This window comes from Planktothrix serta PCC 8927 (assembly GCF_900010725.2).
Classification (GTDB): Bacteria; Cyanobacteriota; Cyanobacteriia; order Cyanobacteriales; family Microcoleaceae; genus Planktothrix; species Planktothrix serta.
Genome location: NZ_LR734865.1, coordinates 102,476 through 114,587, shown reverse-complemented (window position 1 = coordinate 114,587; position 12,112 = coordinate 102,476). Strand labels below are relative to the sequence as shown.

10 protein-coding genes, 1 other RNA gene and 1 pseudogene are annotated in these 12,112 nt (G+C 37.3%); 10 read left to right on the top strand and 2 right to left on the bottom strand.

Features of this window, described 5'->3' with window-relative positions; genetic code table 11:
* Nucleotides 1-35 precede the first annotated feature (35 nt).
* The 10 genes and pseudogenes from PL8927_RS09695 to PL8927_RS09650 form a co-directional block, all read left to right on the top strand.
* Nucleotides 36-221: pseudogene (locus tag PL8927_RS09695) on the top strand (YciI family protein); the annotation flags it as partial.
* Nucleotides 222-244: 23 nt separating this feature from the next.
* An RNA gene (gene ffs / locus PL8927_RS09690) (signal recognition particle sRNA small type) lies at nt 245-341 on the top strand.
* A gap of 63 nt (nt 342-404) precedes the next feature.
* A complete protein-coding gene (locus PL8927_RS09685) occupies nt 405-764 on the top strand; it encodes a phasin family protein (RefSeq protein WP_083620502.1) in 360 nt (119 codons plus the stop codon).
* A 137-nt stretch (nt 765-901) separates the two neighbouring features.
* Nucleotides 902-1,309: a hypothetical protein gene (locus tag PL8927_RS09680; protein WP_083620497.1), complete on the top strand. Its 408-nt coding sequence runs from the start codon at nt 902-904 to the stop codon at nt 1,307-1,309.
* Between the two features lie 134 nt (nt 1,310-1,443).
* On the top strand, nt 1,444-2,814 hold the full coding sequence (locus PL8927_RS09675; RefSeq protein WP_083620493.1) for a DNA phosphorothioation system restriction enzyme: 1,371 nt from the start codon (nt 1,444-1,446) through the stop codon (nt 2,812-2,814).
* Nucleotides 2,815-3,002: 188 nt separating this feature from the next.
* A complete protein-coding gene (locus tag PL8927_RS09670) occupies nt 3,003-3,242 on the top strand; it encodes a hypothetical protein (RefSeq protein ID WP_083620488.1) in 240 nt (79 codons plus the stop codon).
* Nucleotides 3,239-5,305: an AAA family ATPase gene (locus tag PL8927_RS09665; protein WP_083620483.1), complete on the top strand. Its 2,067-nt coding sequence runs from the start codon at nt 3,239-3,241 to the stop codon at nt 5,303-5,305. Before PL8927_RS09670 ends, PL8927_RS09665 begins: the two co-directional genes overlap by 4 nt.
* A gap of 148 nt (nt 5,306-5,453) precedes the next feature.
* Entirely contained in the window at nt 5,454-8,480 is a 3,027-nt protein-coding gene (locus PL8927_RS09660; protein WP_083620480.1) for a plasmid replication protein, CyRepA1 family, read from the top strand.
* Nucleotides 8,481-8,583: 103 nt separating this feature from the next.
* Nucleotides 8,584-9,765: a 5-(carboxyamino)imidazole ribonucleotide synthase gene (locus tag PL8927_RS09655; protein ID WP_083620476.1), complete on the top strand. Its 1,182-nt coding sequence runs from the start codon at nt 8,584-8,586 to the stop codon at nt 9,763-9,765.
* A gap of 114 nt (nt 9,766-9,879) precedes the next feature.
* A complete protein-coding gene (locus PL8927_RS09650) occupies nt 9,880-10,359 on the top strand; it encodes an NC domain-containing protein (RefSeq protein WP_083620472.1) in 480 nt (159 codons plus the stop codon).
* A gap of 107 nt (nt 10,360-10,466) precedes the next feature.
* Here the strand turns inward: PL8927_RS09650 and PL8927_RS09645 are convergent, their stop codons facing one another.
* Both PL8927_RS09645 and hypE read right to left on the bottom strand, forming a co-directional pair.
* Nucleotides 10,467-10,892, bottom strand: coding sequence for a hypothetical protein (locus PL8927_RS09645; protein ID WP_083620468.1), 426 nt, complete (start codon nt 10,890-10,892; stop codon nt 10,467-10,469).
* A 168-nt stretch (nt 10,893-11,060) separates the two neighbouring features.
* Complete coding sequence (gene hypE / locus PL8927_RS09640; protein ID WP_083620463.1) at nt 11,061-12,107, bottom strand: hydrogenase expression/formation protein HypE; 1,047 nt, start codon at nt 12,105-12,107, stop codon at nt 11,061-11,063.
* Nucleotides 12,108-12,112 lie beyond the last annotated feature (5 nt).

Below are 12,112 nucleotides of genomic sequence, written 5' to 3'. Positions count from 1 at the left end.
AGAATCCCTGCCGCAGAGAGCGCAGGGAGTGTCAAGTTAAGGAATTAATTGCCAAAGGTCATCAAGCTCGGAGTGGCTATTGGGCTCATCGAGGGGGAGGGATGTTGATTTTTCAAGCTGAGTCCTTGGCGGAAGCGGAAAAAATTGTTGCGGAAGACCCTTTGATTCAGAATGGCTGTGTGACCTACGAACTTTATCAATGGTGTTTGGTTGCAGAATAAAAAACTGTGTTATACTAATAAATGACCTGGACTTATGCGATTAGAACGCCCAAACCTTGTCAGAACCGGAAGGTGGCAGCAATACGGGATGCTTCTGATAGGCGTAAACTCCGGGTCACTTTTTTTACACGATTTTATTGAATCTGTAATTAGTAATATTTCTTTTAGAAAGCTGGAGTGGTTATGCCGGGTTTCGGAGATCTTTTCCAAAAAGCCGTTTATTTGGGGGTGGGTTTAGCCTCCTATGCTGGAGAAAAAGCCAGTAAAACCCTAGCAGAATTACGCACAGATGCCCAAAAATTAGCCGATGAGCTAGTTAAACGGGGCGAAATGACAACTGAAGAAGCGCGTCGTTTTGTGGAAGATACAATTCAGCAAGTTCAACAACCGACGAACGAACCTCCGACTTCATCCCAAAAGCCTGAACCGCGCCGAATTGAAATTTTAGATGATGATGACTCTGCTAAGGCGGATGATGGTGTTGATCAGTTAAGAAAACAGGTACAGGATTTACAAGACGAGTTGCGTCGTTTACAGCAATAGCCAAGGGATAATCGGGGTCAACCCGGCAAAAAAATTCCCGGTTAATCGTTAACTAATTCGCGCTATACTAGAATTCTAGTGTAGCTATTTTTTGCTATATTTTATAAAGTTTATTCAGATAACGGGTTATCAGTCCCATGGAAGAGTGGTCAAAAAGTATTGTAGAAGCAATTGAAACAGCAGTTTCGGACATGGAGAAGTTTTTTACAGACGTGACTGAAGAATTTAACGAAATGTTGGGCGAACTCACCAAGATCTCGGAAGAAATGACCGATGAGGTACAAAATAAAATTCTTCCTGAACTTGATGAATGTATCAATGATATCTTTGAACCGATTATTGATATTTATTTTGATCTGGATTTGGATATCGAGGGAGAACATTTTGATCCCTTTGTCACTTATGTTCAACCGACAGAAACAGAACACCCGGCTTGTCGAGGATGCCAACATTATCACGGACAAGTTTATGGAGGAAATTTATTAGTTTGTGGAATGCACCCAACAGGGGCTGAAACGGAAACTTGTCCTGATTGGGAAGGGTAATTAGGCAGTCTTGCAATAGGCAATGGTGATTGATTTTTTGAGTGTTTTAATAATATCAAGAGTTAATAAATTAACTGTTAATTATTAACTCTTACACTGATAACTGATAACTGTTAACTGATAACTGTTAACTGATGACTGATAACTGTATTCCTCAAATTCCACCTTCATTGCATCTACGAGCCTATCAACAGCAAGCAGTTAATAACTGGTTTGCGAATCGGGGGCGGGGAACGTTAAAAATGGCAACAGGAAGCGGTAAAACCATTACAGCTTTAGCGATCGCCACTGAATTATATCAGAAAATTGGTTTACAAGCGTTAATTATTGTTTGTCCCTATCGCCATTTAGTTACCCAATGGGCAAAAGAGGCGGAAAAATTTAATTTTAACCCGATTTTAGCCTTTGAAAGTGTGCAGTATTGGCAACGACAGTTATCTAATGAATTATATCAATTAAGAGCCGGATATCAACCGTTTTTAACAATTATTACCACTAATTCTACATTAATTTCAGAAGGATTTCAATCTCAAATCCGTTATTTTCCCGAAAAAACGTTAATGGTGGGAGATGAAGCCCATAATTTAGGGAGTCCTCGGTTAGAGGAAAGTTTACCTCGAAATATTGGCTTAAGATTAGCCCTTTCTGCGACTCCTGAACGGCATTTTGATGACAGTGGAACCGATGCGATTTTAAACTATTTTGGGCCTGTTTTACAACCGGAATTAACTCTAGCAGAAGCAATTCGTCAAGGCGCATTAGTTCGGTATTTATATTATCCGATTTTAGTCGAATTAACGGAAGCAGAAAGTCGAGCTTATCATCGATTAACTACTCGGATTGGTTGGGCGTTAATGGAAGATAATAAAAACTGGGAAAATAACGAAACCATTACAGCTTTATTAATTCAAAGATCTCGATTAATTGCATCAGCAACTAATAAATTAGATGCGTTACGCCAGTTAATGAAAACCCGGTTACAAACAACTCATACTTTATTTTATTGTGGGGATGGAAGTGTAGAAACCTTAGAGGATTATTCTCCTCGACAATTAGAAGCAACTGTTGAATTATTAGGGTCAGAATTAGGCTATCGGGTGAATACTTATACCGCAGAAACGCCGTTAATTGAACGGGAAAAATTACGTCAACAATTTGAACAAGGAGAATTACAAGGATTAGTTGCAATTCGCTGTTTAGATGAAGGCGTTGATATTCCAGCGATTCAAAATGCCGTAATTTTAGCCAGTAGTTGTAATCCTCGACAATTTATTCAACGACGGGGTAGAATTTTAAGACCCCATCCAGGGAAAGAACGAGCAACGTTATTTGATATGATTGTTTTACCTCCAGATTTAGAGCGAAATACCTTAGAAGTTGAACGCAATTTATTAAGAAAAGAGTTAAAACGGTTTTTAGAATTTGCCAATTTAGCCGATAATGCTGGGGAGGCGAGATTAAAATTACTTCAGTTACAAAAACGATATGGGTTATTAGATTTATAATCCTATTTAGGGTTGATGCTATTGGGTGCTGGGATATTGAGAAGGGTCAGGTCTAATTTAACCACAAAGACACAAAGACACAAATGAAGTTGTAAACAGGCTTCTTGCTGATTGCTATATTTTCAAAATTGACAAAATCTTGTAATATTGAGTATAGTGGCGATTGCCATCCTACGGGGATAATTAAAATGTTTAAATATTCTGAAAGTTTGATTACGGCGATTGCTAATGTTTTTGCTGAAAAAAAATCTAGTTATGGGGATAATATTAATCCGAAAGAGGCTCAAGACCCGATTACCAATGCTTCTCCAGAAGTGCAAGAAATTATTGAACGGGTTTTACAAGCAGAACGAGATAAATTATATATGAAAAATCCGCGAAATATTAATGATGATATTCTCAAAATTATTAAGGATGTGGTGAAATGAGATTAATTTCTATTCAACTCTGTAATTTTCGGCAATTTTATGGGAAAACTCCCGAAATTACTTTGGGTTATGGGGAAAGAAATACAACGGTTATTCATGGCAATAATGGGGCGGGAAAAACCACATTAATGAATGCCTTTACTTGGGTTTTGTATGAAAAATTTAGTGCCGCCTTTGCTATTTCTGAACATTTAGTTAATAAACGAGCTTTGAATGAATCGGAACCCGGAAAAGCAATAGGATGTTGGGTAGAATTAATCTTTGAACATGATCATAAACGATATTCAGTCAAACGGATTTGTCGAGCTTATAAAAATGGTAGTGAGATAGAACACGGTCGCAGTGAATTATCGATGCAAGTGGCGGGAGATGATGGACGCTGGGGAATTCCTCCTCACCCTCCTGAAGAAATTATTAATCGAATTTTACCCTTAAGTTTACATCAATATTTCTTTTTTGATGGAGAACGAATTGAGCAGATTGTTAGAGATGAACGCAAACTAGAAATTGCTGATGCGACAAAAGAGTTATTAGGGGTGGAAGTATTAAATCGAGCAATTAAACATTTAGGAGAAGCCAAAAAATCCTTAGAAACTGATTTAGGAATGATTGGAAATCCTGAAACTAAAAAGTATTTACAGGAGAAGAAAAAAGCGGAGCAGGAAATTGAACGTTTGTTGCAAAGACAGACAGAAATTACTCAAGAGTTAGAGCACCAAAAGCAGGTTAAATCAACCTTGAGTGAGAGATTGATGGAGTTAAGTGGTGCGGCGGAATTACAACAATTACGCGATGAATTAGACCGGAAAAAACAATTACTACGAGAACAACTCCATCAAGCTCATACTGCTATTAATCGAGGAATTTCAACAAAAGGCTATACTGTTTTAATCTCTGAATTAACGGCTGAATTCAGAACTTTATTTTCAGGAATGCGAGAACGGGGGGAGTTGAATACTGGAATTACAAAACAGTTTGTGCAAAATTTATTAGAACAAAAGCACTGTATTTGTGGGTCTGAATTAATCCCTGGAGATAGGGGATGTGAACAAGTAGAATATTGGTTAAATCAAGCGGGAACTGCTGATATTGATGAAACAGCAATTCGGTTAAGTACCCAAGTCGATGAATTAGATAGACAAGCGATTGAATTTTGGGACGAAATTAATCGCCAACAACTGAATATTCAAACTTATCGAGAAGAATTACAACGAATTGAAAATGAACTGGATAGTATTACGAATAAACTCAGAAAGTTTCCCGATGAGAATATTCAAGAATTACAAAAACGCTTAGATGAAATTGAACTCAAAATTAATGAATTGAATCGAGAAACGGGTTCAAATCAGCAACAAATTGAGAATTTTAAAGCAACGGTTGAGAGTTTGTCTCGACAAGTTGATAAGCAACAAATGAATGAAATAAAACAAGTTTTAGTGCAACGGAGAATTGCAGCAACTCAGGATGCAATATTGCGTTTAACGGAAGTAAAAGACCGTTTAGACCAACAGTTTCGCTGTCAATTAGAAAAGCGGGTTCAAAAGTTATTTAGTCAAATTTCCTTTACGCCTTACTTACCGAAATTAACCGAAAAATATGAATTAAAGTTAGTGGAAACGACCGCCGGAGAGGAGGCGGAAGTCGCCGCTTCAACAGGGGAAAATCAGATTTTAAGTTTATCGTTTATTGGGGGAATTATTGAGGGAGTAAGAGAATGGAGTCAAAAAAACACTTTAATGGGCCCTGATAGTAGTACCTTTCCGATTGTTATGGACTCACCTTTTGGAAGTTTAGATGAAATTTATCGGCGACAAATTGCGAATATTATTCCGCAATTAGCGAATCAATTAATTGTTTTAGTCACTAAAACTCAATGGCGGGGAGAAGTAGCAGAAGAGATGGAAAAACGCATCGGACGAGAGTATGTTTTATCCTACAATTCTCCAAAAAATGATTGTGAGGAAGATTGGATAGAATTAGGAGGAGAGCGTTATCCTTTAGTGCATCAAAGTTCAAATGAGTTTGAATATACGGAAATTTTAGAAGTGGAATATGATTTTTAACTGTAACACCTCAGCTTGTTTCTGTCTAGGGTAAATTGTACTTATTTTTTACGAGATATCCCCTTGACGTTAAAACGTTTACAAAATTTTATACTCAAGCTTTCATCCTAGGGTTACGCTTAAAATCCGCAGTTGCAATGAGAGAGAAATGGACTATTTAACAGAGTGGACAGAAAGTGGTGTTGACGAAGAACTCACCCAACTTAACGTGATTCCTCTGGATGGGTATCGTCCGTTAGATTATCTTCTCTATGCTGATACCCTTCCGCGATTAAATACAGGTCGTATATCCCAACCTCTTCTTAACCGTTATCAGCATCTTTATGAAGGAGGTTGGTGGTGTTCTGGAATTGATATTTTGACCGGAAATCCTGATTTATGGGGATGTTTTAAGCCTATTAAACCTCGTTTAAGTTCAGATCAGCGTAAATGTATTAAATATGAACATCCTCCCCACACACCAACGGGGATTTTTGCCTTAAGAATTTCCCGAAAAATTTGGGAGAGAATTGCTAAAAAATATAACGTTAAAATCAATCCTGATGATCTCCAACCCCATCAACCTGATTTGGGTTTTTGGCGCTGGGTGATTTGTCATCCTGAACTACCTTTATGTATTACTGAAGGTGCTAAAAAAGCCGGAGCATTATTAACAGCAGGATATATTGCGATCGCACTTCCTGGAATTCATAGTGGGTATCGAGTTCCCCGTGATCAATATGGAAATAGAATCGCTAAACCTGCTTTAATTCAGCAGTTACAGCAGTTTGCGTTTGAAAATCGCAAAATTTATATGGTCTTTGATCAAGATACTAAGCCTAAAACAATTAAAGCCGTTAATTCAGCGATTCAGCAAACTGGATATTTATTAACACAGGCTGGATGTTCCGTTTATATTGTTAACTGGAATCCTCAGCTTGGAAAAGGGGTTGATGACTTAATTGCAGAACAAGGACAAACGGTATTTGATCAGGCTTATCAAACGGCGATCTCCTTAGAAATGTGGAAAGCATTTTCCTATAATCGCTTAACCTATCCTGTAAATATCAATCTCAAAAGTCGCTATTTATCCCCGATAAACATACCTGAATCTGCCAAATTAATCGCTATTAAATCTCCTAAAGGAACCGGAAAAACAAAAGTATTAGAAACCATAGTTAAAGAGGCAATTGAACGAGGACAATGGGTTTTAGTGATTGGTCATCGAGTTCGACTCATTGAAGCCTTATGTCAACGGTTTGGATTACAATACATGAAATCAGCAATTCAACACCAAAATTCTGCTTTAGGATATGGATTATGTATTGATTCATTACATCCAAATTCTAGGGTTAAATTTGAAGCCCAAGACTGGTCAAATGGACTTGTAATTTTAGATGAAGTCGAGCAAGTATTATGGCATGGATTAAACTCCGAAACCTGTCAAAACCATCGGGTTTCTATTCTTAAATCCTTAAAAATTTTAATGCAAAATGTTTTAGGTGGAAACGGTCAAGTTGTTATTTCTGATGCCGATTTAAGTGATACATCTATTGATTATTTAACCCGCTTATCTGGGGTTTCTCTCCAACCTTTTGTAATTCACAATGAATGGCAACCTTCACGCGATGAAGCTGAGACAATTTATAACTATTTAGGAAATACCCCTGACCAACTGGTGAAAGACTTAGAACAACATATTGCAGAAGGGGGGAAACCTTTTGTTTGTTTATCTGCCCAAAAATTAGCCAGTCAATGGGGAACTCGTACCCTAGAAACCTATTTAAAAACACAATTTCCAGAACGTTCAATTTTGAGAATTGATTCAGAATCCTTAGCTGATCCCACTCATCCCGCTTATGGTTCAATTACAAACTTTAATCAAGTGCTAAAATTCTATGATATTGTGTTAGTGTCTCCCTCGATTGAAACTGGGGTTAGTATTGAAATTAAAAATCATTTTACCTCAGTTTGGGGCATATTTCAAGGGATTCAAGCGGAAAATTCTGTCCGTCAAGCCTTGGGACGAATTCGAGATAATATTCCCCGATTTATTTGGATAGCAAACCGAGGATTTAATCAAGTCGGAAATGGGTCAACTTCTATGAGTTCTTTACTCGGTAGTGGACAACGATTAACTCGTTTAAATATTCGGCTATTGCAACAATCGGATTTTGCCGGATTAGATGATTTAGAAATGGGATTTCAAGCCGAATCTTTAGTCTGTTGGGCAAAAATGGCAGTCCGATTTAATGCCGGAATGGATCATTATCGGGAGACAATTTTAGCAGGATTAATAGCAGAAGGTCATCAGATTATTGAGATTCCTGAAACTACAAAAAAACCTAAAAATGCTATTAAATCAACCCAAAAATTTAAACCCAATAATTCCGAACGTCCCAGTCTAAATGAACTGATTTTAGCGGTAAAAGATCAGAATTATCAAGCGGAATGTTTAGCCGTGATTAATTCTCAAGACTTAAGCGAGTGCCAATATTATTATCTGCAAAAGCAATTAGCAAAAACCCCTGAAGAACGTCGTGCTATCCATAAATACGAGTTAAAATTACGCTATGGGGTTGCTGTCACTTCTGATTTAATTAATAAAGATGATCAAGGATGGTACGAACAACTCAGGATTCATTATTTCTTAACCGTTGGTCGGCCCTATTTAATAGGTCGAGATGCGTTAATGGCAAGACGGTTAATGGAACAAGGACAGGGTAATATTTTTGCCCCTGATTTTAACCGTTCTCAGTTGGGAGCAATTATTGGTATTATGGAATTATTAGGGATTCCCGCTTTACTGAAAAATCCAGAACGGGACTTAAAAAATACCGATATGGACTTACAAACCATTGCTGAAATTGCTCTACAAGATCGAAATGCTATCAAAACCATTATCGGAATAGGACTGGCTAAAAATTCTAGTCCGATTACAATTGTACAGCGTTTTTTAGATAAAATTGGCTATCGTTTAACCTGTGTCCGAGTGCAAAGTTTAGGAAAAAAACGAGTCCGAGTTTATCAGGTTGTTGATCCCCAAGATAACCGAGAACAAATCTTTCACCATTGGTTAAAATTAGAAGGTCAATATCCGGGTAAATTAGAGGTTATTTCTCATGAAAATACACCTACTCCCGCTCCTTTTCTATTCACGCCAGACTATATCCAACTCTCCCTATTCAAGTCTTAAGTGAGCCAGAAACCGGGATTTTCTCAAAATATATTTATAAAAACCCGGTTTCTTTTGGGCAAAAAATAAGTTAAAATCAATAAAGTTGAGATTATTTCATAAAATGAACACCCTATCAACTCCCACAATTCAACCGCAAACCCTGACAAAAATTGGTGTCATTGGAGGGGGACAACTCGCTTGGATGATGGGAATGGAAGCCGCATCTTTAGGGGTTTCTTTATTTGTTCAAACCCCCCACACCACTGACCCTGCTGTTGCTTTTGCATCCGAAACAATTTTAGCCGCTATTGATGACGCAACAGCCACCGCAAAATTAGCGACTCGTTGCGATGTTATTACTTTTGAAAATGAATTTGTTGATTTAAACGCCTTATCTAAACTCGCAGAACAGGGGGCTTGTTTTCGTCCTCGCTTACAAGCTTTATCCTTATTATTAGATAAATATGATCAATTGAGTTATTTAGAAAAAATCGGTTTACCTGTCCCTGCTTTTCAACTGTTAACGGCTGAAAACAATCAAACAATTGATCATAATCTCGGTTATCCTGTTGTTTTAAAAGCCTGTCGTTATGGATACGATGGACAGGGAACCTTTATAATTAAAAATCCAGAGGAATTATCTCAAACATGGGCAAAATTCAACTATCCTCCGATGTTATTACAAAAATTTGTTCCCTTTGAACGGGAATTAGCGGTTATTGCGGCGCGTTCTGTTACCGGAGAGGTGGTCGTTTATCCAATAGTTGAAACGGTGCAGAAAAACCAAGTTTGTCATCGGGTTATCGTCCCTGCTAATATTAATAAAACTCTATCCGAACAGATAGAAGCGATCGCAAAAACCCTACTCAATAGTTTACAAGTAATTGGTGTATTTGGGATAGAATTATTCTTAACATCCGAAGGAGAACTATTAGTGAATGAAATCGCACCCCGCACCCATAATTCCGGTCATTTTAGTTTAGATGCTTGTGAAACTTCCCAATTTAAACAACATTTAAGAGCGGTGAGTGGTTTACCATTAGGCAATACCGCTTTAAACTGTAGTGGGGCGGTGATGGTGAATTTATTAGGCTTTGAAACCGCTAATAGTGACTATTCTCAAAAACGCCAAAAAATCGCTGAAATTCCTAATACTTTTATTCGTTGGTATGGAAAAACCGCCTCTCGTCCCGGTCGCAAATTAGGTCATGTAACGGTATTAATTCACACAGAAAATGATCAAAATATAGAACAAGAAGCCAAAACAATCGCCGATAAAATTGAATCGTTCTGGTACTCGTAGGGTGCGTAAGCTCCGCGCACGCACCAAAAACCCATCATTCCCAAAAAAAGGCAGTCTATAAATTACTTTCCGTGATATATTATTAATTATAAGGGATATTTGCACTCAGTACACATGGCTACTTCTATCTATTATATTCCTATTGAGGAATCATTAGGGATTGCTAAACATTATTTTATTTCCTCCGATGGCACCTTTAAAAATTCAATTGGTTGGGGGCCTAATGGTGTTGAATATAAAGGTAAAGGAGTTGAATTAACCCCTGAACAAGAACAACGGATTTTAGACTATCCTCAGTTATTTGGAGAGTATAATATTCATCGGAATAATTGTGAAATGTTTGCTTGGTATGTGATTACAGGTCAACGATATTCGGGACAAATTAAAGACAAAATTCATACTGCAATTGGAGCTTTAACTGTTTCTTTCGTTCAGCCTGTTTTAACTGTCCGCAGTTATGAAAGTTATCAGTTAAAGCACGCTATTATTAACAAGTTAAATGAAGATTTAGAAAGCACTAGAAAAGAAAAGCTGAAACAACAGCAAAAAGAACGTGATGAATTTTGGAGAAAACGAGATGCAGGTGAATTGTAGATAAAGTAGTGCGACTATCTTGGTCGCTAATATTCCTTGATTAAGTGTGATTAGGTGCGTGCGCGGAGCTTACGCACCCTACAAAGTTAGGTAAAAACACTAATAGTTTATTGTTTTATGGTTAATAACTTCAAGTTCAAATGTTCAACAACTAACGATTTACAAACAAGCTCTATTCTGTTATTTCCTCCTATTTCAAAAAATAAATGTAGCCATTCCTGCTCAGAAAGAGACTGACTTTGTATCCAAGAGGAAGGTATAACTCGACCCCACCCTACAATTGTACCCAAATGAGTTGGGATTGAATTTAACTCATCTTGATTAACATTAAATTGGATATCAACATGAATACAAGATTTTAGAATTAGCTGAAACATTTGGTCTGTAGTAGCTATTTCAGTATTGGTAGAATTTGAGTTGAGTTGCCAATAATAGTTAATATTCAGAACATAATCATAAGGAAGTTGCAATCCCATTGATAAAAGTTCTGATTCAGTAAAATCATACTGTTGCCAAATTTTTTCAAAGTTCATCATCTGATTATGTTAAGAATTAGGTGAAGAAATTAAATTAAAACGTAAATGTCCAACTCGAAATCGATAGTTTTGCTTCTAAAGTCGTTTTATCAATCCCTTTAACCAGTAGCTGAAGAACATCTGTAGAGGTTAACAAATTTTCGGATGACATGATGAATTAACTCCCTAACAAATCCGAGGTAACTGTTCTCCACTCAACATATCAATAATTCGTTTAGCCCCAATTGTACTCTGCATTGTAACTAAAGGGGTTGACGTTTGTTTAACGCAACCAATTAAACTTGCTTGGGGTATTTTTGCCTGTAAAATCGATAAAGTTTTTTCAATATCTTTCTCAGGAACAAACACCGCAAACCGCCCTTCATTAGCAACATAAAGGGGGTCAAATCCTAAAATTTCACACGCTCCTTTGACTTCTTCTAATACATTAATAGCTGTTTCTTGAATTTCAATTTCAACTTTAGCAGCAGTAGCAATTTCATTTAACGTACTTGCTAAACCGCCTCGTGTTAAATCTCGTAAACAGTGAATTTCTATTCCCGCCTCTAATAACTCTAAAACCACATCCGCCACAGGTGCAGAATCACTTTCTATTGTTGTTTCAAATTCTAATCCTTCCCGCACCGCCATAATTGCAATCCCATGTCGCCCCAAATCCCCATTAATAATAACCGCATCTCCCGGTTGAACGGATAAGGGATTAATGGTTAAATTATGTTCAATGATTCCGATACCCGATGTATTAATAAAAATCCCATCTCCCTTGCCTTTATCAACAACTTTAGTATCTCCAGTAACGATTTTAACCTGAGCTTTTTCGGCAGCTTGTTTCATCGATAGAATAATTTCCCATAAGGTTTGAATCGGTAAACCTTCTTCTAAAATAAAACCCACACTTAAATATAAAGGACGAGCCCCCGCCATTGCTAAATCATTAACGGTTCCATGAACAGCCATTGAACCAATATCTCCCCCAGGAAAAAATAGGGGATTAACGACATAAGAATCCGTTGTAAACGCTATTTTATTTCCATTTAATTGTAAGGTAGCTGCATCATGTTCAACTTGATTTGGATGCCCAAAAGTGGGTAAAAACATCTGATCAATTAATTGACGCATGAGTTTACCCCCACCGCCATGAGCGAGTAAAATATGAGGGTATTGTTGAATCGGAATGGGACAAGTTAAACTAAAATCTGGATCAGAGGTCATAGAGA